This is a genomic window from Polynucleobacter sp. AP-Sanab-80-C2, from assembly GCF_035012965.1.
GTDB lineage: Bacteria > Pseudomonadota > Gammaproteobacteria > Burkholderiales > Burkholderiaceae > Polynucleobacter.
Genome location: NZ_JAYGQS010000005.1, coordinates 12,746 through 36,689, shown reverse-complemented (window position 1 = coordinate 36,689; position 23,944 = coordinate 12,746). Strand labels below are relative to the sequence as shown.

Genomic DNA, 23,944 nt, shown 5'->3' with positions numbered 1-23,944 from the left:
TTTATTCGCCAAATAATTTTTGACGGAGTTCGCGACGCTCTTGAGCCTCAAGAGATAAATTGGCTGTAGGCCTTGCAATTAAACGGTTTAAGCCGATTGGCTCCCCCGTTTCTTCGCACCAACCATAGTCGCCAGACTCAATGCGTCCAAGCGCTTGTTCTACTTTTTTCAACAATTTGCGCTCACGATCACGGGTGCGCAATTCCAAGGCATGCTCTTCTTCGATAGTCGCGCGATCAGCTGGATCAGGAACCAGAATATTCTCACGCAGATGCTCGGTGGTTTCAGATGCATTTTTTAAAATATCTTCTTTGAGCGTAAGCAATTTTTGACGGAAAAAATCTAACTGGGCAGCGCTCATGTAGTCCTTGTCGGACATCTTGAGCAATTCTGCTTCTGTTAAAGGTGCGCCTTTGACTGCTTTAGCGCTAGTAGCCTTGCTGCTCGCTTTTGTAGCGCTTGCAGGTTTTGTTGCTGTTTTTACCGTCATCTCATTCTTTCCTAGATTTGAAGCATTATTGCCTCATTCTGCCAAACTTTTACAGTCCTTCAATCAATATTCTTGAATATTTACCAATCTTGACCATGGCGGCGGATTGTACCCGAATCTTTCTAGACCAAACATCCCTCAAGCCCAGCCAATAGAACGTCCTTAGGTAAATCAATGCCTATGAAGACCATCCGGGTTTGTTTAGGCTCAGCACCCCAAGGACCAGCCAAATCGCTGCCCATCATCTGATGAACGCCCTGGAACACTACTTTTCGATTGCTGCCCTTTACATAAAGCACACCTTTATAACGCAGCATCTTTTCACCAAACACCTCCAAAATGCCTCCAAGGAAGTCTTCTAGCTTTTGGTGATCAAAGGGTTTATCACTACGAAAAACAAAGGATTGGATGCGATCTGTGTGGCCGGCATGGCCATGGTGGTGATGGTCATGACTATGGTCGTGGCCACAGGTACTGTGATCGTGGTCATGTCCGCAATCGGCATGGTCGTGATCATCCTGCTCTAAGAAATGGGGGTCAATATCCAGCTTGGCATTGAGATTGAAGCCCTTGAGATCTAAGACGGCATTCAAAGGCACTACGCCCTTGGAAATAGCACTGATTGGGGCTCTAGGATTCATATGCATTAAGCGACCGCGCAGGGCCTCTACTTCAGCAGGAGAAACCAAGTCTGTCTTGGTAATAAAGATCTGATCTGCAAAGCCTACCTGGCGCTGAGCCTCTTCATGTTCGGTCAGCTGCTGCTGGCCATGCTTAGCGTCTACCAAAGTAACGACTGCGTCGAGTACATAGTGGTCAGCAACATCGTCATCCATAAAGAAGGTTTGCGCGACAGGGCCTGGATTAGCAACGCCCGTAGTTTCAATCACAACCCGGTCAAAACTAATCTTCTTATCTTTGCGCTGCTCCCATAGCTCATTGAGGGCCTCAACAAGATCGCCACGAATCGTGCAGCAAATACAACCGTTGCTCATTTGCACAATATTCTCTTCGTGATCCTGAACCAAGATGTCATTGTCAATATTCTCTTCGCCGAATTCATTCTCAATCACTGCAATTTTTTTGCCGTGATCTTCAGTGAGGATGTGTTTCAACAAAGTGGTTTTGCCGCTTCCCAAAAAGCCCGTCAATATGGTTACTGGAATTAATGCCATGAATGATCCAATCAAAATCGAGATGTAATGCTTTCCCAAAGCGGGAAACCCACTATATTACCGAGTTCCTCAGCCTTTACCAGCCTTTGCGCGAGGATGCGCTTTATCGTATGCCTGAGCTAGGTGTTGGAAATCTAAAGAGGTATAAATCTGAGTGCTAGCGATACTGGCATGCCCAAGCATTTCTTGTACAGCACGCAAATCCTGTGAGGATTGCAAAACATGACTTGCAAAACTGTGGCGCATCATGTGAGGATGCACATGAGTTGGCAGCCCAGCCCGCATCGCTAGCATACGCAGGCGCGCTTGCACCGTGCGTGGCGATAAACGCTTACCAGTCGCAGATAAAAATAAGGCAATCGATTGCTCGGGATAAGAACCGGCATCACGCAGCTCTCGCCAAGCAAGTAGAGACCTCATTGCAGGCGAACCCACTGGCACAGAACGCCTTTTTCCACCTTTACCTAAAACTGTGACTTCAGCAGCATCCCAATCTAGCCAGCCGGCAGACTCATGCTGACGATCTTTGCTTGGCATCACATCGATACCCAATAATTCTGATAGTCGCAAGCCAGAGGAATACAGCAAATCAATGATGGCGGCATCTCTGACAGACTCCAGATCTTTTTTCTCGTCTGCTTCTTTGACGGCTTGATTTACCAGTGCAAGCGCTTGCTCAACTGATAAGGCCTTGGGTAAAGACTTCAAACGCTTAGGCGCCTTTACATCATCAACGGGATTTGCGATTAAATTGCTAGCCACTTTGCCCGCACGTGCATCACGCCGCGCATCTTTTTCAGTCAACCAGTCATACCAACCACGCCATGCTGACAGAGCTCGAGCAATACTTCTAGAAGACTTTTCTTTGGAATGTAAACGACCAGCCCAGCGACGAATATGAGCATTACTCACTTTTAATAAATCAACAGAATCTTCAAGGGCAAAATTTTGCAGATCGCTGAGATCCATGCCATACGCTTTTAAGGTATGTTGAGAAAGTTGCCGCAACACATGTAACTCATGCAAATACTCTTGCATGAGGGGGTGGAGTTCAGTCAGCTTTAGCTTCATAAGCCTGGATGCGATCCAAAGCTGCAGCAGTGAGTTCTGCAATTTGACGCAAATAGAAAGCGCCCATGTCTGCAGTAAATCGTGTTTCATCATTGCTGGCTAGCAGCAGTACTGCGGGAGATTGGATTACCCCAATGCTCCTGCCCAGCGGTAAGCCGATTGCCACCATACTTTGCCACTCTGAACTTATCGTAGTTTGCGATGCCAGCAAATCTACGCTGGCCGCTGCCAACTCTTTTGCTGAGCCGCACAAGGGGGTATCAACCCAAGGACCAAATGCTGAATTAGGCGAAAGCAATTGTGCGGATTCCACCTCAAAGACTTCAGCCAAGCCCGTCGTAATAGCGCCTTCAATATCGGCCTTGTTATTGGCCTTCATCAAACGCAACAACCAAGCCACTAAACTTTGTTGCGTCTTATCGTTACGACTACCAAAGTGCAACATTTCGCTTAGACGACGATTGAGCTCTTGATTTTGGGTGCGCAATACGGTCATCTGACGCTCTTGTAAAGAGATCGTACGGTCCTCATGAGGATGTTTAATCCGAATCTCATTAAAGAGATTGGCATAGCGCTCAAAGAAACCGGGTGTTGCACGCAACCACTCGGCAACCAATTCTTCTTGCTCAATTTGCTTAGGATCAATCGCGCTCATCTATCTCTTTCTTGGCTTACTCTTTATTAACTTACTTCACTTAATTTTTTTCGCAACAAATCGTTGACCTGTCCAGGGTTTGCTTTACCCTGAGAGGCTTTCATAATTTGGCCTACTAGCGCATTGAAAGCCTTCTCCTTACCCGAGTGGAACTCTTCAACCGACTTCTGATTAGCAGCCAACACTTGATCAATGATGGCCTCTAGTGCGCCACTGTCACTAATTTGTTTAAGGCCCTTAGCATCAATAATGTGGTCAACGGTACTCATGGCTTTACCTGCAACAGCCTCTTCCCACAGAATTGCAAAAATATCTTTGGCAATCTTATTAGAGATGGTGCCATCTGCAACCCGAGTCAGCAATGGCGCTAAGTGCTCTGCCTTTAGTGGCGCGTCTGCAGTCGCAATGCCTGCACGATTTACAGCCGAAGCAAATTCACCGGCAATTAAATTGGCTGCTGCTTTTGCGAGAGGCTTACCAACGATCGCCAATAAGTCTTCGAATACTTTTGCAGTATCGCGATCCTGGGTCAGCAATTGGGTATCGTAAGCACTCAAGCCATACTCGCTTTGCCATTGCTCGCGTAACTGCGTAGGTAAAGCTGGCATACCGCTTCGCACCTGAGCGATCCAGGCATCATCAATCACCACTGGTAATAAATCTGGATCCGGGAAGTAGCGATAGTCGTTCGCATCTTCTTTGCTTCGCATACTGCGCGTCTCTTGACGATCAGGATCATACAAGCGCGTTTCTTGAACAACCGTACCACCATCCTCAATCAATTCAATTTGACGACGCACTTCATATTGAATCGCCTCTTCGAGGAAGCGGAAAGAGTTTAAGTTCTTAATCTCGCAACGCGTACCAAACTCTACTTGTCCTTTAGGACGAACTGATACGTTGGCATCACAGCGGAATGAGCCTTCCTGCATATTGCCATCACAGACACCCAACCAAACCACCAAAGTGTGGAGCGCTTTTGCGTAAGCCACTGCTTCGGCAGCGCTGCGCATGACAGGCTCAGTCACAATTTCTAGTAGTGGAGTGCCTGCGCGATTTAAATCGATGCCACTCGATGGCTCGCCATGGGGACCAATAAAGCCCTCTTCATGCACGGATTTGCCAGCATCTTCTTCCATGTGGGCGCGTGTTAGTTCAACTACCTTAACTTCATCACCTACAAGAATTTCTACTTTTCCGCCAACAACTACTGGAATTTCCATCTGACTAATTTGATAGCCCTTAGGCAAATCAGGATAGAAATAATTCTTCCGCGCAAAAATACTGGCCGGTGAAATTTTTGCACCAACAGCCAATCCAAAACGGATTGCATGCTCAACTGCTTGGCGATTTAATACCGGTAACACTCCTGGTAACGCCAAATCTACTGCACATGCTTGGGTGTTTGGTTGTGCACCAAAGCGCGTACTTGCCCCACTAAAAATCTTAGATTGGGTTTGTAGCTGTGCGTGGGTCTCAAGACCGATAACGACTTCCCATTGCATCATGCTACCTCGCTTGCTTGACGCAAATGCCAATCACTGGCTTGCTGATATTGATGGGCAACCTGAAGTAAACGTGCCTCAGAAAAATAGTTGCCAATCAACTGCATGCCAATTGGTAAATTGTTTGCATTAAATCCGCAGGGCGCACTCATGGCGGGCAAGCCTGCTAAGTTAGTGGAAAGTGTATAAATATCTTCTAAATACATTTGCACTGGATCTTTTGATTTTTCACCTAAACGCCAGGCTACATCAGGTGCTACGGGCCCAAGGATGACATCACATTCTTTAAATGCCGCCTGAAAATCTGAGGCAATAATGCGACGAATCTTTTGTGCCTGTAAGTAGTAGGCATCGTAATAACCGTGACAAAGAACGTAAGTGCCAATCAAGATGCGACGTCTAACTTCTGGCCCGAAACCCTCGGTGCGAGACTTCTGATACATATCACCAAGATCTTTGTAATCGCTAGCGCGATTACCATAGCGCACACCATCAAAGCGACTCAAATTACTAGAGGCCTCTGCTGGAGCTAAAACGTAATAAACCGGTATTGAGAGTTTGGTTTTAGGTAAGCTAACTTCAACCAACTTCGCGCCTAAACTTGCTAAAGTTTTGGCAGCTTCATTCACAGATTTCGCTACATCAACAGCTAAACCTTCTGCAAAAAATTCTTTTGGCAAACCAATACGCAAACCCTCTAATGGTTTTGCAGGATTGGCATTGCCTTCTTGCCAAGCTTGATTCAGAAAGCGACCGTAGTCCTCCCCAGAATCTGTGAGCGAAGTCGAGTCGCGTGGATCGTGCGAAGACATGGCAGAAAGTAGTAGCGCGCAATCTTCAGCAGTTTTACCCATCGGACCTGCTTGATCCAAAGATGATGCATAGGCAATCATGCCGTAACGAGAAACGCGTCCATAAGTGGGCTTAATTCCAGTTAAGCCACAAAATGCAGCTGGCTGACGAATCGAGCCCCCAGTATCGGTCCCCGTAGCAATCGGAGCTAAGCCAGCCGCTACTGCGGCAGCCGATCCACCAGAAGAACCGCCAGCAACGTGCGCAGAGTTCCAAGGATTGAGTACTGGGCCATAAGCTGAGTTTTCATTGGAAGAGCCCATGGCGAACTCGTCCATATTGGTCTTGCCTAAGCAAACCATGCCTGCGCCATGAGGGTTACTTTCATCCGGAATTCCCAAGTTCGCCACTACGGTGGCATCAAAAGGGCTTTGATATCCAGACAAGATTTTGGATGCTGCGGTCGACTTCCAGCCACGAGTAACGAACACATCTTTGTGCGCAACAGGGATACCGGTCAACTTACCAAATTTTCCAGAAGAAATCAGTAAGTCTGCTTTATTAGCTTGCTCTAAACTTAAGTGAGCATTCACATCAATATAGGCATTCCACTGTTTTCCAGCCTCAATGCGGTCTAAAAAATACTGGGTCAGCTCCATGCTAGAAACCTCTTTAGTCGCAAGTGCTTTTGCCATCAAAGCAATAGGTGTGTTGTGCCAACTCATTCAATCACCTTTGGAACCAAAAAGTAACCATCATGCTGAGCAGGGGCTGATTGCATGTTTTCGGCACGATGATCTGATTCTGTAACTTGGTCAGCACGTAATGGCTGTGCCAATTCCCTCAGAAATAAGATAGGGTGCGCAAGCGGCTCTAAGCCACTAGTGTCGACAGCCTGCATTTCCTCAACGAGGGAAAAAATAGCCTGCAATTGAGGCAAAACTGCCTCAGCTTCTGCCTGGCTTAACTCAAGCCTGGAAAGGTGCGCAATGCGCTGGACATCATCAAGTTTCATGGGGGGCTAGAGTATCATTCCTATATATTTTTATTAACACCTTCTATTTTCCCACTACATCATGTTTAGTTTTTTCCGTAGCTACTTTTCCAATGACCTAGCCATCGATCTAGGAACCGCAAATACCTTAATTTATATGCGTGACCGGGGTATTGTCCTCGATGAGCCATCGGTTGTGGCGATTCGTCAAGAAGGCGGACCAAATGGCAAAAAAACCATTTTGGCAGTCGGAAAAGAGGCGAAAGCGATGTTGGGTCGCGTACCAGGCAATATTGAAGCAATTCGTCCAATGAAAGATGGTGTGATTGCCGACTTCACCATTACCGAACAAATGCTCAAGCAATTTATCAAGCTTGTGCATGAAAGCAAACTTTTAAGGCCAAGTCCACGCATCATCATTTGCGTTCCTTGCGGATCTACTCAAGTTGAGCGTCGCGCGATTCGCGAATCTGCATTGGGCGCTGGTGCATCGCAAGTATTTCTGATTGAAGAACCGATGGCAGCCGCCATTGGATCTGGTCTGCCAGTTTCTGAAGCTGCTGGTTCCATGGTGGTTGATATCGGCGGAGGCACCACCGAAGTTGGCGTGATGTCATTAGGTGGCATGGTTTACAAAGGCTCTGTTCGTGTTGGTGGAGATAAGTTTGACGAAGCGATTACCAATTACATTCGACGTAACTACGGCATGTTGATTGGCGAACAAACTGCTGAGTTAATTAAGAAAACCATTGGCTCTGCTTTCCCTGGCGCTGAAGTGCGCGAAATGGAAGTCAAGGGGCGCAATCTTTCTGAAGGTGTTCCACGTAGCTTCACCGTAACAAGTAATGAAATTCTTGAGGCATTGACTGACCCATTAAATCAAATCGTGACTGCAGTAAAAGCTGCTCTCGAGCAGATTCCACCTGAGTTGGCATCAGATATTGCTGAGCGCGGGATGATGCTAACAGGCGGTGGCGCCTTATTGCGCGACCTTGACCGTCTCCTGTTGGAAGAAACTGGTTTACCTATTCACGTGCCAGAAGATCCATTAACTTGCGTAGCTCGTGGTTGTGGCATTGCACTTGAGCGCATGGATAAGTTAGGCGGAGTGTTCTCGCACGAGTAAGCGACATACACGTCGATCAGGGCATTGCAACATACCGCTCCTCCACTTTTCAGACAGGGCATACCAGCCTTACTTAAACTGATTGTCTGTCTGTCGATCAGCATTGCATTGATGCTGATCGATTTTCGCTTTAAAGCGCTCGACCCAATTCGCAACAATATAAATTTAGTTTTACGTCCTCTTGAGTACATCATGATGGCGCCTCGTAATGTCATCGAAGTAACGTCAGAATATTTCACCACTCGCTCTACACTTGATCAAGAAAATCAGGTCATGAAAGCTCGCCAAGCAGAGCTGTCTTTGTTAGCCAATCAATCAGAGTTCTTGATGGTTGAGAATCAAAATTTACGCGAGTTGATGGCGCTGCAAAAACAAGTGGCATTCAAAACCTTGCCAGTAGAAATTCTATTCAATCCGCCCAACCCCATTTCACAACGTATTGTGATTAATCGCGGCAGCAATGACGGCATCAAGCTAGGCAACCCGATTGCCAATGATGCTGGCATTCTTGGCCAGGTGGTCCGTCTGTATGAGCGCTCTGCTGAAGTATCACTCTTAGAGGACCGTGACTTTGCGGTTCCCGTCCAAGTAGCTCGCAATGGCCTGCGCGCAGCTGTTTTTGGGGCTGGGCGCGGCAACCCTCTCGAATTACGTTATTTGCCTGTTGCCAGCGATTTGGAAGTTGGCGACATTCTCCTGACGTCTGGAATTGATGGCATTTATCCTCCAGGCTTTGCGGTAGCGGTCATTAGCAAAATAGAGCGTAACGCTGATAAAAACTCTTCTAACGTGTTTTGCATACCAGTAGCCGCAGTCAATCGTTATCGTCAGGCACTCGCCTTTTTATACGACCCACAATTTGATGCCAAGGCGCCAGTCCTCAATAATAAGTCAGCCTCAGGCACACCTTTAACCAATAACCCAGGTCGTCGCCAGACTCGTGCGCGAGGCATGCAATGATTGATAACCAAAGTGGCTATATCCTGCGGCCAGTCAGTCCGCTATTTATTTACTTCAGTTTATTTTGTGCGCTGTTATTAAATTTTTTACCGTTTGGAAACTTCGGCTGGGTCCCCGACTTCCTAATCATCAGTATCGTATTTTGGAATATTCACCAACATCGCTATGTCAGCGTTATCTGGGCGTTTGGCTTGGGCCTGATGATGGATGTCCATAACTCAGACTTATTGGGCTTACATGCTTTTAGTTATTCTCTAGTTGCTTACATTGCCATTTCTTGGCATAGGCGCATCATTTCGCTCAACGTTCTATCGCAAGCACTGCATCTTCTTCCCATTTTCTTAATAGTCTCTTTGTTTCCTGTACTGGTGCATTGGGTGCTGAGCGGAGAGCTTTATTGGTGGGCCCTAACAGGCGCTATTCAAGCGCTGATTGAAGCGTTGCTGTGGCCAATTGCCACAAATATTTTGTTGGCCCCACAACGCCGTCCGATTGATGTCGATCTCAATCGCCCTCTTTAAGAAGCTGTATGGTTTCTTTTAAAAAGCCTGATCTCGATTCATTTCAAGAGCGCATCCACATTGCGACCTTATTTGTTACGTTTTGCTTTTTAATCTTAATGACTCGCTTGGTATGGCTGCAACTCATCAGTCACGGCAAATATGCCTTACTTGCAGAAAGTAATCGCATTGCATTAGTGCCGGCGCCCGCTAATCGTGGGTTGATCATTGATCGCAATGGCATCGTCATTGGCAGAAACTACTCCGCCCTCACCTTAGATGTGAACGCAGAAGAGCTTAAAGGAAATGTCGATGAGCTCATTAACGAGCTCTCTGAAATCATCGATATCTCCCCTCGAGATAGACGCAACTTCAAGCGCTCTTTAGAGGATTCTCGCAATATGGGCACCTTTCCGCTGCGATCCATGTTGAATGAGGCAGAAACCGCTCGATTTATGGCAAATCGCTACCGTTTCCCTGGAGTAGATATCCGCGCCAGAAGCTTTCGCGAATATCCCTATAACGAGCTAGCCTCTCATCTCATTGGCTATATCGGTCGAGTTTCCCAGCGTGATAAAGAGCGTATGCAAGCCGAAATTGAGAACTCAAAGGGAGATGATCCTGATGCTCTTCAAACCTCCTTTTTGCCCGGTATTCAGTACGTTGGAAAGATTGGCCTAGAGCAAAGCTATGAAACTGTTTTGCGGGGCGTACCTGGCTACGATCAAGTGGAGATTACTGCAGGCGGCAAACCGGTAAGAACACTTTCTAACTCGCCATCAGTACCCGGTAAAAACATTGTGCTGTCGGTCGACATTAAGTTGCAATACTTGGTTGAGCAGCTATATGGAAATTTTCGTGGTGCGTTTGTAGCTATTGAACCTGAAACTGGTGATGTATTGGCATTCGTTTCTAAACCTAACTTCAACCCAAACGATTTCGTTGAGGGTATTGATTCAGTAACCTGGAAAGAGTTAAATGACTCTCCACAAAAGCCACTCTATAACCGTCCTCTAAAGGGAATTTATCCTCCAGGCTCCACCTACAAACCGTTCATGGCTTTAGCTGCTCTAGAGAATAAAAAACGTACGCCATCACAAACGATTTTTGATCCAGGCTATTTTGATTTTGGTAACCACACCTTCCGCGACGATAAGAAGGGTGGTCATGGCACAGTAGATATGCAGAAATCCATTGTTGAGTCTTGCGACACCTATTACTACTTGCTTGCTCGCGACATGGGCGTGAACATGATGCACGACTTTATGAAACCACTTGGTTTTGGACAAATCACCGGGATTGATTTGCAAGGTGAATCCAAGGGTGTACTGCCGTCTACCGATTGGAAGAAAAATACTTTCAAAAAACCAGAGCAGCAGAAATGGTACGAGGGTGAAACGATCTCCTTAGGCATTGGTCAGGGTTATAACTCGTTTACTATTTTGCAGCTTTCTCACGCTATGGCTAACCTAGCTAACAATGGCGTTGTGATGAAACCTCATCTCGTGAAAGCGATTGAGGATCCCTTTACACGTAACAGGGTGCTCACTACTCCAAAAGAAAGTTATCGCATTGACCTGAATGCTGAGAATATTGAGATCATCAAAAAAGCGATGGTTGAGGTGAATGTTTCTGGAACATCTGCAGCAGCATTTAAGGGCGCAGGATATGTTGCCGGAGGCAAGACTGGAACGGCACAGGTGTTTAGTCTGAACTCAAAAGAGTATAAGCATGGCTCTACTGCAGAGTTCTTGCGTGACCACGCTTTATATATTGCTTTTGCGCCTGCAGACAAACCGACGATTGTGATCGCGATGGTAGTTGAGAATGCAGGCTTTGGTGCACAGCATGCCGCACCAATCGCACGGAAAGCCCTGGATTACTACATTGATGGCAAATGGCCTAAGGAGGTTCCTGAGTGGAAAAGAGCCCCATAAAAAAAATCCAATTACTATTTTTTAGTTTTTTTGCAGGATTAGATCGCCAGCTGGGCTTTATTTTACTTGGCTTAGCGGCTGTAGGCTTTTTTACTTTTTTATCCGCAAGTCAAAATACTCCCGTACAAATTGGGGATGAGTTACGTAATCTAGCGCTGTCTTTTGTGGTGATGTGGATAGTGTCTCGTATCCCCCCAAAGTGGTTAGAGATGGGGGCTGTTTGGATTTATGGACTTGGCGTTACGCTTTTAGTTGCAGTGGCCATCTTTGGATTAATTAAAAAGGGTGCGCGTCGCTGGCTCAATATTGGCATTGTGATTCAACCCTCCGAGATCATGAAGATCGCTATGCCACTCATGCTTGCTTGGTACTTTCAAAAACGCGAGGGGATTCAAAAGACTTGGGATTATGGAGTTGCTGGAATTATTTTAGCCATCCCCGTTTTTTTAATTGCCCGTCAACCAGATCTTGGAACTGCCTTGTTAGTTTCTGCCGCTGGACTCTATGTCATCATCCTTGCTGGCCTTCCATGGAAATGGATTCTGCCCTTTGTAGGAATTGGTGTTGTAGGCATCTTGCTGATTATTATTTTTGGCAGCGCCATCTGCGCGCAGGATGTAGCGTGGCCATTTGTACACAATTATCAAAAGCATCGTATCTGTACATTGCTTGACCCCAGCAGCGATCCCCTTGGTAAAGGCTTCCACACTATTCAATCGATGATTGCTATCGGCTCTGGTGGATTCTTTGGTAAAGGCTGGTTCCAGGGAACCCAAGCGCACTTAGAATTCATTCCAGAAAAGCACACTGACTTTGTCTTTGCCGTTTTCTCGGAAGAATTTGGCCTACTTGGAAACCTCGTATTGCTTGGGCTTTTCTTTGCACTCATTAAACGAGGCTTAGCAATCTCTGCAAGCGCTCCCAATTTGTTTACTCGTTTGCTAGGCGCTGCTGTGACTATGATTTTCTTTACCTACGCCTTTGTGAATATTGGCATGGTGAGCGGCCTACTTCCAGTGGTGGGCGTTCCATTACCCTTTATTAGTTACGGTGGCACTGCTTTAGTCACGCTAGGGTTTGGTGCTGGCATCTTAATGAGCATTCATCGCCATCGCCGCTTAGTGCAAAGTTAAGCAAGAAATTGCAGAAGTTGCATCCATTCAGATTGCATTCTTCAGGAAATAAAAAAGCCCGGCATACCGGGCTTTTTTATTAACAAAGGAAGAATTACTTCTTACGCTTGTTCACTGAATCTTTAAATGCCTTACCAGCAGAAAACTTAACAGTTTTAGCAGCAGCGATTTTGAGTGGCTCGCCAGTTTTTGGATTACGGCCCATACGTGCAGCACGCTTACCAGATGCGAAAGTACCGAAGCCGATCAGTTGTACTGAATCGCCTTTAGTAACAGCTTTAATAATGTTCTCAATTGCAGAATTCAATGCGAATTCTGCTTTGGCTTTAGAGATCTCCGCGTCGTCAGCAATCGCTGCGATTAGTTCGGCTTTGTTCAAGTGAAGCTCCTTATAGATATTGATATCGGCGCACATTGCGCTTGCATGATTTTAACCACAAAAAATTACAAAAATAAAGCTGCGTAACAACAATTTTTAAAACAACTACAAATTAATCTTCCAGAACCTCTATACCAGACACAAAATATTCAGTATCCCCAAAACATGTTGTTGGCAATCCGATGTGTTGATCATATTTTAGAGCTACTTTTTTGCCTAGATTAGCATTTATTTTTTGTGCCACGGCATCATTACGCACCGTAAAGAGGAATTTTTCTGACATCGTTCCAGGCATGGAAACCATCGCCAATTCACCTTCCCAGGTTTTGCAAAGATATCCTCGATTAGAGAATTTTTGCACATAACCAGCCCGCTCTCCGCTGCCATAACTCCATGTGAGCATCAACCATGTATATCCCGCAATCCCCACTAAGCCAATTAAAACAAGGCTTAAGAGCCACTTTATAAAGCCATTCATACGATCTTCTCCGCTCTATATCCTCATTAACCCTAACTGGGTGCCCATATTGATTCTCCTTGAGTATATGAGGATATAGGGACAAGAAATAGTCAATTAAACACTTCCATACAAATTAAAATGTTAGTCATTACTTTGGATTGGCAAATCGCATGCAAGCTCGTCACATCATTTTTTTTATATTTGTAATCTCAGCAATTTATGTCTATTTCAGAGGGAGAGTACGTTTTGGAGTGGTGAGATCGCTCACCGACTATCAAGTCTTGTTGGCGCCGATCAATGCTTTACTGTATTTATTTTCCAAGGTCAAAGCTAGCGCATTTATCCCTGTAAACCAGTTTCCCGAAATGCAACCTTTAAAAGATAACTGGGAAACTATTCGCCAAGAAGCGCTTTCTTTAAATGCAGATGGTGCCATTGCGGTTGCTACTGGCTATAACGATATTGGCTTTAATTCCTTCTTTAGGACGGGCTGGAAACGTTTTCACCTCTATTGGTACGGCAAAGATCTGCCATCAGCACAAACAAGTTGCCCTAAAACCGTGGCCCTTCTCAAATCGATTCCCTCCATCAAGGCGGCCATGTTTGCCTCCCTACCACCTGGAGCAACACTGGTGCGGCACCGTGACCCCTATGCTGGATCCCTGCGATATCACATTGGATTAGTGACCCCCAATGACCCCAAATGCTTTATTGAGGTGGATGGAGAGCGTTATTTCTGGAAAGATGGTGAAGCGGTCATGTTTGATGAAACCTATATTCATTTTGCAGCCAATGAAACTGATCATCAACGCATAGTCTTGTTTTGCGACGTTGAGCGCCCTGTCTATACAAAAGTAGTTCAGCTGCTCAATCGCTGGTTTGGGCACTATGTGATGAGTGCTGCAGCCTCACAAAACGTTGCTGGCGAAAAAGTGGGCTTTGTGAATGTCTTATTTACCTACTTTTATCACCTTAGGGCACAAGCAAAAAAACTGAAAGCAAAACATCGCTCCGTTTATTACATCAGCAAATGGGTGCTGATCTTAGGTATTTTATGGGCCATCTTTTGGTAAGCGCGCCTCTTAGGGCTTTAGTATTTGAGCGATTTGCTCAGCGCTAATGGATCCCCAGATTTCCACTTGCTTCTTACGGCTATTTTGACCAGAAATGAATTGAATCTGCTTTTGCGGAATTTTTAACTGCTTAGAGAGCCAAGCCAACAAAAGCTCATTTGCCTTATTTTCTAAGGCTGGAGCTTGTAAAGAAATTTTCAGACAGCCATCATGCAAACCAACTACTTTGGTCTGTTTTGCACCAGGCTGGCAATGCAAAGTAAGGGCAATTCCAGTGGGGGTTTGTTTTAACCAAATCGGCGTCATTAAAGTACTTTAAACTTAAACCATGCCATATAAAAATTCCCAAGCTTTAGACCATCTATTTGCAAGCAATCGCCACTGGGCGGAAAACATGGTCGCCAAGGATCCTGATTTTTTCAAGCGCTTGGTCAATCAGCAGGCTCCGCAGTATCTTTGGATTGGCTGTGCTGATAGTCGAGTACCCGCAAATGAGATTGTGGACTTATTGCCAGGCGAACTTTTTGTTCATCGTAACGTGGCAAACGTCGTTGTTCATACTGATCTGAATTGCTTGTCAGTAATTCAGTTTGCCATTGACCTTTTGAAGGTCAAGCATATTTTAGTGGTGGGTCACTATGGTTGTGCTGGTGTTCATGCTGCCCTGAGCGATAGACGCGTTGGTCTTGCTGACAATTGGTTGCGCCACGTAAAAGATGTCCATCAAAAACATGAGCGCTATTTGGGGGAAATGTTGCCAACGCCAAAACGACAAGATCGTCTCTGCGAACTCAACGTCATTGAGCAAGTTGTCAACGTATGTGAAACAACGATTGTTCAAGATGCGTGGGCACGCGGTCAAGACCTCACCGTGCATGGCTGGGCCTATCGCTTAGACACTGGCTTGGTAAATGATTTAGGAATGTCGAGTAGCTCAACGGAAGAGATGCTTGATCGCTATGCCAAATCGATCAAACGTTACGAAACAGAATAAAATTCGTTTGTTGAAATCTTTTGCTAATTATGTAGGGCTAGTTTTTCTTAAACTCCTATCTCTACTCCCCTATAAGATTTTAGTATCGATTGGATATGGCTTAGGTTTTATTGCTGCCAGATTGCCAGGGGATAGAAACCGGGTAGTTAAAACCAACCTTCAATTGTGTTTTCCTAATCTCAATGCAGATGAAATTGATATTCTCAGAAAAAAACACTGGCGTCTTCTGGGTCGCAGTCTTGTAGAGAAAAGTATTATCTGGCTTGGCAGTGAAAAACAATTGAGCAAAATGATTGAAGTGAAGTCAGCTGTTGACCTCAAAAGTCGTAAGCCGCGCATTCTGGTGAACATGCATTTCACAGGAATCGAGGGTAGTATTATTTTGAGTGCGCTAGCAAAACGGATGGATTGGCCGCGAACTTCAGGATTTTTTCAGCGCATGAAAAATCCATTCTTTAATCGAAAAATTATTGACTGGCGCAACCGTTTTGGAGGCAACTCGATAGATCGTCAAGGCAATGCCAAAGCAATCATCCGCGAAATTCGTAATGGCGACTTCATCATCATTGCACCAGACATTGATTTGGGAATGAAAGACTCTGAGTTTGTACCTTTCTTCGGCATTGAAACTAATACCATTACAACCATCTCTCGCCTAGCAAAAATTACTGGCGCCGATGTTTGTATGATGGTCACCACTCTCAAAGATGATGAGTCTGGTTATCTTTGCGAGATCAGTAAGCCCTTAGAAAATTTCCCGGGGGATAGCGTTAAGTCTGACACCGCTCGACTCAATCAAATTTTCGAAAAAGAAATTCGCCTTCGCCCCGCTGAATATTATTGGGTTCATAAGCGCTTTAAAAATCGCCCTAACCACGAATCAAACCCCTACAGCCCTTCTAAGTAGAGGACTCTCGCTTGCCATGAAAAAAGCGGAGGGACTGGACGAGACTACTCCGGGAATCGCGGCAGGCGCTCAGCACTGGCGGGTATCTGATGCCTTGCCATATTCATCTCCATAGCCAAAAAGGTGTAGTAGCCTGCTATCCCCGCCAAATCAACTGCGCCTTTTTTGCCAAAACGCTTTTCAGTTTTAGCAAATGTAGCATCAGAGACACGTTTATTTCTTTGTAACTCAATAGTGAAGTCATAGACAATCGACTCATCTTCAGTCATGCCTATTGGCCTTCTGCCCTCTTTTACGTCCTGAGCAATTTCTGGTTTTAACCCAGCCTTAATGGCAATTGGATAGTGAACATACCACTCATAATCTTGCGTCCACTCGCGCGCAGTGATGAGAATTGCAAATTCACTGAGTAGACTATCGAATGCAGAGTTATAGCGCAGATAGTCGCCCATAGCGCGTGCATTATTCATCAATTGCGGGCTATACATCAACATCGCAAAAGGCCCCCATGGTGCCTTCTTGCGCGCCACTTCAAATTCTTGGGCAGCTTTCTTTTGCTCTGCCGTGTATTGATCAAGGGGAATTTCAGGGAGGCGCGTTTGAGCAAACGCCACCTCACTACATACTAGTGCTGCAATCAACAATAAGCTACCGTGCTTCATTTTTAGCCTCCTCTAATGAGAAATTTATTTCATTGTTTCTTGCTTCTTGTCTAGAATCAATTCTGGCTCTTGTGCTTCGATCCAATTATCTTTATTCAGAACTTCGGTCAATTGCTTTTGATCTAATTCGCTCGTCCACTTAGCAACCACAATCGTAGCCACGCCATTACCCACTAAGTTAGTCAATGCCCGCGCTTCTGACATGAAGCGATCAATACCTAAGATGATTGCTAGGCCTGCAACAGGAACGTTACCAACCGCTGAGAGCGTTGCAGCCAAGACAATGAAGCCGCTTCCCGTAATACCTGCAGCGCCCTTGGAGGTCAATAATAAGACTAGCAATAGCGTAATTTGCTGCATGATGGTCATCGGGGTATCTGTCGCTTGCGCAATAAATACTGCAGCCATTGTTAAGTAGATAGATGTGCCATCCAAATTAAATGAATAGCCCGTTGGAATTACTAAGCCCACACAACTTTTCTTAGCGCCTAAGAGCTCCATTTTTTCCATCATGCGCGGCAAGACAGACTCTGAAGAAGATGTACCTAGAACAATTAAGAGTTCTTCTTTGATATAACGCACAAATTTAAAGATGCTAAAACCATTTAGGCGCGCAATTATTCCAAGCACTACAAACACAAAAAGCAGGCAGGTGATGTAGAAGGTTCCCATCAATTTACCTAGAGAAAACAAAGAGCCAACGCCGTACTTTCCAATCGTGAAAGCCATTGCACCAAAAGCACCGATTGGTGCAAATTTCATGATGATGCCAATTATGTCGAACAACACGTGCGAGAACTTTTCGATTAAATCAAATACCAAAGTTCCGCGCCCACCAAAGCGATGCAATGCAAATCCAAACAACACGGCAATAAATAGTACTTGCAAAATTTCACCTTTAGCAAATGCATCTACTACAGTATTTGGAATAATGTTGAGTAAAAACTCGGTGGTCGTGCCCATTTTTCCAGGACCGGTATAGGCAGCGATACCTTTGGTATCTAAACTCGCTGGATCAATATTCATACCTGCACCAGGCTGCAGGACATTCACAACGACAAGACCTACTATTAAGGCAATAGTGCTCACAATCTCAAAATACAAAAGTGCAATACCGCCAGTTTTACCGACTTTCTTCATATCTTCCATGCCAGCAATACCTACTACAACCGTACAAAAGATAATCGGGGCAATCAGCATCTTGATGCCTTTAATGAAGGCATCGCCGAAAGGCTTCATCTCTGTTCCAAGAGATGGATATAAATGACCCAGTAAAACACCAAGGACAACGGCTACAAGCACCTGAAAATAAAGGATTTTATAAATCGGTGGCTTTTTTAAGATAACAGTCATTACTTCTTCCTTGATTGAATATTCTGCAATGTCGTAGTGTAGTCAATGTGAAGTGGTGCCGCGCACCAAGTAGGCTCAGGCTTTATCGGATAATGCAGATATGGAAGAAAAAGTTCGCGTCTCTAAATTACTATCTGAACTGGGCTTATGCTCTAGACGCGAGGCCGACTCTTATATTGAGCAAGGCTTAGTCACAGTAGATGGTGAAGTGGTAAATGAACTAGGTGTTCGTGCTTATCGTCATCAAAAAATTGAATTGCAATCTGGCGCCAAAGTGCAGCAAGCATCTCGTATCACCGTCATCCTCAATAAGCCTGTTGGATATATCTCACATTATGATGATGAGCAAGAATATCAACCGGCAGCATCTCTCATCACTCCAGAAAACTACTTTGGTAGTCCGCTGGATAAAGGTAGAAATCCGCGCTTCAACACCAAGGGACTTGCTCCCGCTGGTAGATTGGATATCGACTCCACAGGCTTGCTGGTCTTAACGCAAGATGGGCGCATTGCCAAACTACTGATTGGCGAGAACAGTCCGATTGAAAAAGAATATTTAGTACGGGTTGAAGGAGCACTCTCTTTTGAAGATTTAGATCGTCTTAAACATGGCCTCTCTCTAGATGGCGTGGCGCTTAAGCCAGCACAAGTGAGCTGGCAGAACGAAGATCAATTGCGGTTTGTTCTACGCGAAGGTCGTAAGCGTCAAATTCGTCGCATGTGCGAAATGGTGGGGCTAAAAGTGCTGGGCTTGAAACGCGTCAGAATGGGTCGCATCTCTTTGGGGCCACTACCTCCAGGCCAATGGCGATTTGTAAGGCCGGAAGAGCAATTCTAAAAGGCTTAGACGCTTATAATTGCGTCCTTACCTAGATTAACCAGCGCAGAATTACCATCGATACCTCCACCTCCAGCACCCCAGCCGCAGAAGTACTTAGACGTCGCAGCTTTGCCATCATCTCTCACCCAGATGCGGGTAAAACAACGCTGACTGAAAAGCTATTACTGTATGCAGGTGCAATTCAGATTGCAGGAAGTGTCAAGGCACGTAAAGCTAGTAGGCACGCAACCTCTGACTGGATGGAAATTGAAAAGCAACGTGGAATCTCGGTAGCCAGTTCTGTCATGCAGATGGAATATCGTGATTGCATTATTAATTTGCTCGACACTCCGGGGCACCAAGACTTTTCTGAAGATACCTATCGCGTATTAACAGCAGTTGATTCTGCCTTGATGGTAATTGATGCGGCTAATGGTGTTGAATCACAAACCCTACGCTTATTAGAAGTCTGCCGCGCGCGTAACACGCCGATTGTTACCTTCATCAACAAGATGGACAGAGAAGTAAAGCCGCCGATGGAGCTGATGGATGAAATTGAATCTGCGCTCGGCATTGAAGTTGTTCCATTTACTTGGCCTGTGGGTATGGGCAAATCTTTTGCTGGCGTAATCGATATTGCCAATATGCGCATGCGCATGTTTAAAGCTGGTGAAGATCGTGTGACCGAAGATTCTCATGCCGTCGTTGATGTCAATGACCCGGCCCTGAAAGAGCGTTTGGGCATAGATTTAGAAAATGCCTTGGCGGAAGTTGCCTTAATCAAAGAAGCCATGCCAGCGTTTGATCGGGAGGCATTCTTAGCCGGTCGCCAGTCGCCTGTTTTCTTTGGCTCAGCCATTAATAACTTTGGTGTACGAGAAATTCTGAATACCTTGGTTGAATTAGCGCCATCCCCTGGCTCACGTAAAGCATTGCAACGCGAAGTAAGTCCGGCTGAAAATAAATTCTCAGCTGTAGTCTTCAAAATTCAAGCCAATATGGATCCCGCGCATCGAGACCGCGTGGCATTTTTGCGGATTTGCTCTGGTCACTTTCAGCGCGGCATGAAGCTCAAGATTTGTCGCAATAGCAAAGAAGTTCGCACCAATAATGCCCTATCATTCTTGTCGCAACGACGTGACATTTTGGATGAAGCTTTTCCAGGTGACATCATCGGCTTACCAAACCATGGTTTACTGCGGCTCGGTGACACTCTTACTGAAGGTGAGCAGCTGCAATTTACTGGACTACCATTTTTTGCCCCTGAAATTTTTCGTATGGTTGAGTCTGCCGATCCATTGCGGTCAAAGCAATTAAGAACTGGCTTGATGCAGCTAGGCGAAGAAGGAGCCATTCAAGTATTTCGTCCAATGGCTGGGGGCACAATGTTACTCGGTGCTTTTGGCCAACTGCAATTTGAAGTAGTTAGTCATCGACTGCAAACTGAATATGGTGCTGAGGTACGACTTCTTCCAGCACGCTATAGCTTAGCTCGCTGGGTTAGCTCAGATGATCCTGTTGCACTGAAAAAATTTACCCAGGAAAATATTCATCGCATGGCAGAAGATGTGGTCGGCGCATCGGTATTTCTTGCCTCTCATAAATCAGAATTGGATGTTGCTCAACAACGCTGGGAATCAATTCAGTTCCATGCACTGAGGGAGCATGCAGGTCTGATTTATCAATCAGACCTAGCTGGCTAATAGCAACCTTTATTGGCGAGCGGCATTGCAGTTGAACACAACAAGCAAAGATGAATCAGCGCTTTTAAAAGAAGCCTTCTTGCCGTATTGCGCGCAGTAAGCATTCGCTTTTTGAGTAAGCTGTTCGATTGATTCGCCACTGCTATTTAAAAAGGTTACGTGATTTGCATCGGATGCATCCGTGAAGACGGCTGCGCACCCCATGAATGCAAAACTGCATAACGCTAATAAAAAAGATCTCTTCACTTTGGTCCTGTTAATTTCTCAATGATTACAGCGCTTACCTTAGTGGCAAATGGTCGATATATCAAGATACAAATAATAGCTACAGGATAGGCTATAGCCCACACCTCAAGCCATACCGAGAAGAAGCTCTCTGCAGCACCAATGCGAACAAAGGTTGCCACCAAAGTGATACTCAATGACATTAAAAAACCCATTACCAAGGAAAAGATAAGGGCCGGAAGATTTATCATCACCTAATCATAGCGCTTGATTTTTTTAACTGTTATTCTGAGTGGTGATCACTATCTCGCGCCCTAAATAGGGGAATCTTTAGAGCATTGCCCTAGATTCATCACTCCTTTACTTTAGGAATACGAATGGCTGTAGGCCAAAACCAAAAAAACAGAAAAAACGATCCCATGCTCACAAAAACAGGCAAAACACGCCTAGGGCCACTTAACCCAGCTCAGCTCACTAAGCTTATGGAAACCAGCACCAAACCAAAAGAAAAAAGCAAAATTTTGCGAGCACTAAATAAGATCCAAATGATTACAGCATAAATACCAAGCCCCGATTAACGGGGCTTTTTCTTTCTGTCGGCAGTTACCTGCGCTTGACCAGCATTTTTTTGCTCAAGATGACAGTCGATACGACTAAAAAAGCAAAGACCATATTCATCAAAGTAAGATGATCGCCCAAGAAAATACTTGCAGCTATTAAGGTGCAGAATGGTTGAATCAGCTGCACCTGACTCACTCTGGCAATGCCGCCAATAGCGAGACCCTCGTACCAAAAGAAAAATCCTAAGAACATTGGAAACAGACTTAAGTAAACGAAGCTGGTCCACGCGATCGCATCAGCGCTCCAATATTCCGAATGGAATGTTAAATAAGACATCACTATATTGATTGGCAGTGAAATGACTAATGCCCAAGAAATAACTGCGCGGGGATTCATCTTTCGAGATAACTCGCCGCCCTCAACATACCCTATACAAGCACAAATACCCCCGAGCACCAATAAGCCATCTATGTAAGTAAAGCTACCAGCACTTTTGAGTAGCGCATAAATAACTACCAAGGCAGCACCCAGTAAGGAAACAAACCAAAAACCTAGGGAAGGGCGCTCCTTAAAGCGCAGAACTCCGATCACCGTTGTAGCTAATGGCATCATGCCTAGAATAACGGCGCCATGAGAAGAAGATCCTTCCTTCATAGCAACCGTTGTAAAAATTGGAAAGCCAAATACGACACCTAATGCAATCACAATAAACTTAACTAAATCCGTTTTACTAGGAAACGGAGCCTGCTTATATACAAGATAGGCTAACGCCACTAGACCTGCTAAACATGCCCTACCAAAGGCAATGAAGTAAGGATTAAAACTGAGAATGGCAATCTTGCTGACAGGCAAGGTTAGGCTAAAGATCAGGATGCCGATAAACCCAATCAACATTCCTTTGCTTTCTTTGTTCACCGTCGCCCTTTATAAATTAGTCAATCTATTGTATTAATAAAGCGGGCTTGACGGGATCTAATATACAAATTCTGCTGAAGAAGGCGCCCACCTTTATCATTGCCTCATGACTACCACTCGATTCTGCTTAGTGCGCCATGGTGAAACCGACTGGAATGTCGCACGTCGACTTCAAGGCCATACCGATATTGATCTGAATACTCATGGGGTAAAACAAGCCCTACAGATGGCGAAAGCCCTCAAGAAAATCAATCTGCAGTTTGACGTCCTCTATACAAGTGACCTTCTACGAGCAGTCAAAACTGCTAAGGCCATCGAAGAAATATTTGGGGTGAATGCAATTACTGCTGAAGCACTAAGAGAACGTCATTTGGGAGCACTTCAAGGGCTCACCATAATCGATGCGCCATATCTTGAGCCCGAACTATGGAATATCCATCTGAGTAGAAATATAGAGCATGACTTACGTGGTGGCGAAAGCATCAAACGCTTTGCAGAGCGCATTCACAGAGGACTTGAAACAATTCGCATGCAACACTTGGGTAAAACGATTTTGCTGGTCAGTCACGGTGGCGCCATAGAGATGATGTATCGACTAGCAAGCAATCAAGCCTTAGAAGCAGAAAGGACTGTATCTGTGCCGAATGCCTCGCTCAACTGGATTAGCCATGATGGATCTTCGTGGAAAGTAGATCGCTGGGCAGATACCAGTCATTTAGGAAGCTTAGCGCTCGATAATGTAGATCTTTAGGTCTTGCAACTGAAATCGCCTATGATGAGCTCATGAGATTCATTAAAACAATACAGCTCTCTTTTCTATTGGCAGCATTCTCAATGCCAATTTATGCCGCTGAAAATGTACCTGATGGCATCCCCGATCGCATCGTCGGAGACATTGGGGCTGCAGTCTACACCTCTAACCTACACATCGGAACCGAAGGTACCCAATCCATTGTGATGCCTTATGCTTTTTTTGATTACCAACGATTCTTTGTTCGCATCGATGAAGTGGGTATCAAGACTTTTAAAATGGGTTATGGCTATTTTGAGGTCATCGGAAAAATTAATTTAGATTCCTATAAAGTGAAGTCACCAATCAATGGCAACTCTATTAATCGTAGCGATCCAATTCCCTTAGGATTAGGCACTTTTCAAGAAACACCCATTGGTGGTTTTTTTGTGAACGCCTATCACGACTTTGGAAAATCTAAGGGGGCACTTTATGAGCTTCTCTACTTCGCTGAAATTGAAACATATAAAAAAGTGGTTGTGTATCCACAAATTGGGGTGGAACGCCAATCAAGTCAATATGCCAACTATTACTATGGCATCAATCCTGGAGAGTCTTCACTTACAGGCTACAACGCTTACAGCGCCCCAGCAACTAATAATGTATTAGCAGGCTTGCTGGTGGAAATCCCCGTGGTCGATAACTGGTATGTCAATATTTATGGCAAACGGAAGTGGATGGGTGGCGGAATTAATAACAGCCCAGTGATGAACCGCTCATTTCAAGATAATATTTTTGCAGCTCTAGCGTATCGCTTTAAATAG

The 23,944-nt window shown here is 45.2% G+C and carries 26 protein-coding genes; 12 read left to right on the top strand and 14 right to left on the bottom strand.

Features of this window, described 5'->3' with window-relative positions; all coding sequences use genetic code 11:
* Position 1: 1 nt before the first annotated feature.
* From dksA to gatC, 7 genes are all read right to left on the bottom strand, one after another.
* The gene (dksA, locus tag VC178_RS08745; protein ID WP_215297529.1) at positions 2 to 379 is read right to left on the bottom strand and encodes an RNA polymerase-binding protein DksA; all 378 of its coding nucleotides are present in this window, start codon (positions 377 to 379) and stop codon (positions 2 to 4) included.
* Positions 380 to 612: 233 nt separating this feature from the next.
* On the bottom strand, positions 613 to 1,665 hold the full coding sequence (locus tag VC178_RS08740; protein ID WP_323482250.1) for a GTP-binding protein: 1,053 nt from the start codon (positions 1,663 to 1,665) through the stop codon (positions 613 to 615).
* Positions 1,666 to 1,734: 69 nt separating this feature from the next.
* Positions 1,735 to 2,736, bottom strand: coding sequence for a tyrosine recombinase XerC (locus VC178_RS08735; protein ID WP_323482249.1), 1,002 nt, complete (start codon positions 2,734 to 2,736; stop codon positions 1,735 to 1,737).
* Positions 2,717 to 3,391: a DUF484 family protein gene (locus VC178_RS08730; RefSeq protein WP_215295994.1), complete on the bottom strand. Its 675-nt coding sequence runs from the start codon at positions 3,389 to 3,391 to the stop codon at positions 2,717 to 2,719. The genes VC178_RS08735 and VC178_RS08730 overlap by 20 nt, the downstream gene beginning before the upstream one ends.
* 26 nt (positions 3,392 to 3,417) lie before the next feature.
* Positions 3,418 to 4,896, bottom strand: a complete 1,479-nt coding sequence (gatB, locus tag VC178_RS08725) for an Asp-tRNA(Asn)/Glu-tRNA(Gln) amidotransferase subunit GatB (RefSeq protein WP_323482385.1) — start codon at positions 4,894 to 4,896, stop codon at positions 3,418 to 3,420.
* Positions 4,896 to 6,413 carry an Asp-tRNA(Asn)/Glu-tRNA(Gln) amidotransferase subunit GatA gene (gatA, locus tag VC178_RS08720; RefSeq protein WP_323482248.1) on the bottom strand — a complete coding sequence of 506 codons (1,518 nt, stop codon included), beginning with the start codon at positions 6,411 to 6,413 and terminating at the stop codon, positions 4,896 to 4,898. The genes gatB and gatA overlap by 1 nt, the downstream gene beginning before the upstream one ends.
* Positions 6,410 to 6,703 carry an Asp-tRNA(Asn)/Glu-tRNA(Gln) amidotransferase subunit GatC gene (gatC, locus tag VC178_RS08715; RefSeq protein WP_215295997.1) on the bottom strand — a complete coding sequence of 98 codons (294 nt, stop codon included), beginning with the start codon at positions 6,701 to 6,703 and terminating at the stop codon, positions 6,410 to 6,412. Before gatC ends, gatA begins: the two co-directional genes overlap by 4 nt.
* A gap of 61 nt (positions 6,704 to 6,764) precedes the next feature.
* On the opposite strand from gatC, the gene VC178_RS08710 reads away from it, so the two are divergent.
* From VC178_RS08710 to rodA, 5 genes are read left to right on the top strand one after another with little or no spacing between them, the layout of a single operon-like run.
* Positions 6,765 to 7,808 (top strand): rod shape-determining protein, encoded by a 1,044-nt coding sequence (locus tag VC178_RS08710; protein ID WP_215295998.1) that lies wholly within the window; start codon positions 6,765 to 6,767, stop codon positions 7,806 to 7,808.
* A gap of 24 nt (positions 7,809 to 7,832) precedes the next feature.
* A complete protein-coding gene (mreC, locus tag VC178_RS08705) occupies positions 7,833 to 8,768 on the top strand; it encodes a rod shape-determining protein MreC (RefSeq protein WP_215295999.1) in 936 nt (311 codons plus the stop codon).
* Positions 8,765 to 9,289, top strand: coding sequence for a rod shape-determining protein MreD (gene mreD, locus VC178_RS08700; protein ID WP_323482247.1), 525 nt, complete (start codon positions 8,765 to 8,767; stop codon positions 9,287 to 9,289). Before mreC ends, mreD begins: the two co-directional genes overlap by 4 nt.
* Before the next feature lie 8 nt (positions 9,290 to 9,297).
* Positions 9,298 to 11,205 carry a penicillin-binding protein 2 gene (gene mrdA, locus VC178_RS08695; RefSeq protein ID WP_216127192.1) on the top strand — a complete coding sequence of 636 codons (1,908 nt, stop codon included), beginning with the start codon at positions 9,298 to 9,300 and terminating at the stop codon, positions 11,203 to 11,205.
* Positions 11,187 to 12,338 carry a rod shape-determining protein RodA gene (gene rodA / locus VC178_RS08690; protein WP_323482246.1) on the top strand — a complete coding sequence of 384 codons (1,152 nt, stop codon included), beginning with the start codon at positions 11,187 to 11,189 and terminating at the stop codon, positions 12,336 to 12,338. The genes mrdA and rodA overlap by 19 nt, the downstream gene beginning before the upstream one ends.
* A gap of 94 nt (positions 12,339 to 12,432) precedes the next feature.
* Here rodA and VC178_RS08685 read toward each other — a convergent pair whose 3' ends face one another.
* A complete protein-coding gene (locus VC178_RS08685) occupies positions 12,433 to 12,717 on the bottom strand; it encodes an HU family DNA-binding protein (RefSeq protein ID WP_087908896.1) in 285 nt (94 codons plus the stop codon).
* A 112-nt stretch (positions 12,718 to 12,829) separates the two neighbouring features.
* Entirely contained in the window at positions 12,830 to 13,195 is a 366-nt protein-coding gene (locus VC178_RS08680; RefSeq protein ID WP_323482245.1) for a hypothetical protein, read from the bottom strand.
* 152 nt (positions 13,196 to 13,347) lie between these two features.
* Between VC178_RS08680 and VC178_RS08675 the strand changes: the two genes are divergently transcribed.
* Positions 13,348 to 14,250 carry an aspartyl/asparaginyl beta-hydroxylase domain-containing protein gene (locus VC178_RS08675; RefSeq protein WP_323482244.1) on the top strand — a complete coding sequence of 301 codons (903 nt, stop codon included), beginning with the start codon at positions 13,348 to 13,350 and terminating at the stop codon, positions 14,248 to 14,250.
* A 9-nt stretch (positions 14,251 to 14,259) separates the two neighbouring features.
* Here the strand turns inward: VC178_RS08675 and VC178_RS08670 are convergent, their stop codons facing one another.
* Positions 14,260 to 14,556, bottom strand: coding sequence for a DUF167 domain-containing protein (locus VC178_RS08670; protein WP_216178012.1), 297 nt, complete (start codon positions 14,554 to 14,556; stop codon positions 14,260 to 14,262).
* 22 nt (positions 14,557 to 14,578) lie between these two features.
* On the opposite strand from VC178_RS08670, the gene can reads away from it, so the two are divergent.
* On the top strand, positions 14,579 to 15,244 hold the full coding sequence (gene can, locus VC178_RS08665) for a carbonate dehydratase (RefSeq protein ID WP_323482243.1): 666 nt from the start codon (positions 14,579 to 14,581) through the stop codon (positions 15,242 to 15,244).
* Positions 15,210 to 16,151 carry a lipid A biosynthesis acyltransferase gene (locus tag VC178_RS08660; RefSeq protein WP_323482242.1) on the top strand — a complete coding sequence of 314 codons (942 nt, stop codon included), beginning with the start codon at positions 15,210 to 15,212 and terminating at the stop codon, positions 16,149 to 16,151. Before can ends, VC178_RS08660 begins: the two co-directional genes overlap by 35 nt.
* Before the next feature lie 44 nt (positions 16,152 to 16,195).
* Here the strand turns inward: VC178_RS08660 and VC178_RS08655 are convergent, their stop codons facing one another.
* Both VC178_RS08655 and VC178_RS08650 read right to left on the bottom strand, forming a co-directional pair.
* On the bottom strand, positions 16,196 to 16,813 hold the full coding sequence (locus tag VC178_RS08655) for a carboxymuconolactone decarboxylase family protein (protein WP_323482241.1): 618 nt from the start codon (positions 16,811 to 16,813) through the stop codon (positions 16,196 to 16,198).
* 24 nt (positions 16,814 to 16,837) lie between these two features.
* Complete coding sequence (locus tag VC178_RS08650) at positions 16,838 to 18,166, bottom strand: dicarboxylate/amino acid:cation symporter (RefSeq protein ID WP_323482240.1); 1,329 nt, start codon at positions 18,164 to 18,166, stop codon at positions 16,838 to 16,840.
* Positions 18,167 to 18,266: 100 nt separating this feature from the next.
* Between VC178_RS08650 and VC178_RS08645 the strand changes: the two genes are divergently transcribed.
* Both VC178_RS08645 and VC178_RS08640 read left to right on the top strand, forming a co-directional pair.
* Positions 18,267 to 19,004: a pseudouridine synthase gene (locus VC178_RS08645; RefSeq protein WP_215320988.1), complete on the top strand. Its 738-nt coding sequence runs from the start codon at positions 18,267 to 18,269 to the stop codon at positions 19,002 to 19,004.
* 56 nt (positions 19,005 to 19,060) lie between these two features.
* On the top strand, positions 19,061 to 20,689 hold the full coding sequence (locus VC178_RS08640) for a peptide chain release factor 3 (protein ID WP_323482384.1): 1,629 nt from the start codon (positions 19,061 to 19,063) through the stop codon (positions 20,687 to 20,689).
* A 242-nt stretch (positions 20,690 to 20,931) separates the two neighbouring features.
* Here VC178_RS08640 and VC178_RS08635 read toward each other — a convergent pair whose 3' ends face one another.
* Entirely contained in the window at positions 20,932 to 21,129 is a 198-nt protein-coding gene (locus VC178_RS08635) for a DUF2798 domain-containing protein (protein WP_323482383.1), read from the bottom strand.
* Positions 21,130 to 21,517: 388 nt separating this feature from the next.
* Positions 21,518 to 22,390: a DMT family transporter gene (locus tag VC178_RS08630; RefSeq protein WP_323482239.1), complete on the bottom strand. Its 873-nt coding sequence runs from the start codon at positions 22,388 to 22,390 to the stop codon at positions 21,518 to 21,520.
* 106 nt (positions 22,391 to 22,496) lie between these two features.
* Here VC178_RS08630 and VC178_RS08625 point away from each other — a divergent pair, with 106 nt between their 5' ends.
* Together VC178_RS08625 and VC178_RS08620 are read left to right on the top strand one after the other, a co-directional pair.
* A complete protein-coding gene (locus VC178_RS08625; protein ID WP_323482238.1) occupies positions 22,497 to 23,141 on the top strand; it encodes a histidine phosphatase family protein in 645 nt (214 codons plus the stop codon).
* Positions 23,142 to 23,173: 32 nt separating this feature from the next.
* Positions 23,174 to 23,944: a MipA/OmpV family protein gene (locus tag VC178_RS08620; protein WP_323482237.1), complete on the top strand. Its 771-nt coding sequence runs from the start codon at positions 23,174 to 23,176 to the stop codon at positions 23,942 to 23,944.

Excerpts from the sequence above, each read along its gene's own strand:
- dksA (WP_215297529.1), bottom strand. The coding sequence starts at position 379 with ATGTCCGACAAGGACTACATGAGCGCTGCCCAGTTAGATTTTTTCCGT.
- VC178_RS08740 (WP_323482250.1), bottom strand. The coding sequence starts at position 1,665 with ATGGCATTAATTCCAGTAACCATATTGACGGGCTTTTTGGGAAGCGGC.
- VC178_RS08735 (WP_323482249.1), bottom strand. The coding sequence starts at position 2,736 with ATGAAGCTAAAGCTGACTGAACTCCACCCCCTCATGCAAGAGTATTTG.
- VC178_RS08730 (WP_215295994.1), bottom strand. The coding sequence starts at position 3,391 with ATGAGCGCGATTGATCCTAAGCAAATTGAGCAAGAAGAATTGGTTGCC.
- gatB (WP_323482385.1), bottom strand. The coding sequence starts at position 4,896 with ATGCAATGGGAAGTCGTTATCGGTCTTGAGACCCACGCACAGCTACAA.
- gatA (WP_323482248.1), bottom strand. The coding sequence starts at position 6,413 with ATGAGTTGGCACAACACACCTATTGCTTTGATGGCAAAAGCACTTGCG.
- gatC (WP_215295997.1), bottom strand. The coding sequence starts at position 6,703 with ATGAAACTTGATGATGTCCAGCGCATTGCGCACCTTTCCAGGCTTGAG.
- VC178_RS08710 (WP_215295998.1), top strand. The coding sequence starts at position 6,765 with ATGTTTAGTTTTTTCCGTAGCTACTTTTCCAATGACCTAGCCATCGAT.
- mreD (WP_323482247.1), top strand. The coding sequence starts at position 8,765 with ATGATTGATAACCAAAGTGGCTATATCCTGCGGCCAGTCAGTCCGCTA.
- mrdA (WP_216127192.1), top strand. The coding sequence starts at position 9,298 with ATGGTTTCTTTTAAAAAGCCTGATCTCGATTCATTTCAAGAGCGCATC.
- VC178_RS08680 (WP_323482245.1), bottom strand. The coding sequence starts at position 13,195 with ATGAATGGCTTTATAAAGTGGCTCTTAAGCCTTGTTTTAATTGGCTTA.
- VC178_RS08675 (WP_323482244.1), top strand. The coding sequence starts at position 13,348 with ATGCAAGCTCGTCACATCATTTTTTTTATATTTGTAATCTCAGCAATT.
- VC178_RS08670 (WP_216178012.1), bottom strand. The coding sequence starts at position 14,556 with ATGACGCCGATTTGGTTAAAACAAACCCCCACTGGAATTGCCCTTACT.
- can (WP_323482243.1), top strand. The coding sequence starts at position 14,579 with ATGCCATATAAAAATTCCCAAGCTTTAGACCATCTATTTGCAAGCAAT.
- VC178_RS08660 (WP_323482242.1), top strand. The coding sequence starts at position 15,210 with ATGCCAAATCGATCAAACGTTACGAAACAGAATAAAATTCGTTTGTTG.
- VC178_RS08655 (WP_323482241.1), bottom strand. The coding sequence starts at position 16,813 with ATGAAGCACGGTAGCTTATTGTTGATTGCAGCACTAGTATGTAGTGAG.
- VC178_RS08650 (WP_323482240.1), bottom strand. The coding sequence starts at position 18,166 with ATGACTGTTATCTTAAAAAAGCCACCGATTTATAAAATCCTTTATTTT.
- VC178_RS08645 (WP_215320988.1), top strand. The coding sequence starts at position 18,267 with ATGGAAGAAAAAGTTCGCGTCTCTAAATTACTATCTGAACTGGGCTTA.
- VC178_RS08635 (WP_323482383.1), bottom strand. The coding sequence starts at position 21,129 with ATGGGTTTTTTAATGTCATTGAGTATCACTTTGGTGGCAACCTTTGTT.
- VC178_RS08625 (WP_323482238.1), top strand. The coding sequence starts at position 22,497 with ATGACTACCACTCGATTCTGCTTAGTGCGCCATGGTGAAACCGACTGG.
- VC178_RS08620 (WP_323482237.1), top strand. The coding sequence starts at position 23,174 with ATGAGATTCATTAAAACAATACAGCTCTCTTTTCTATTGGCAGCATTC.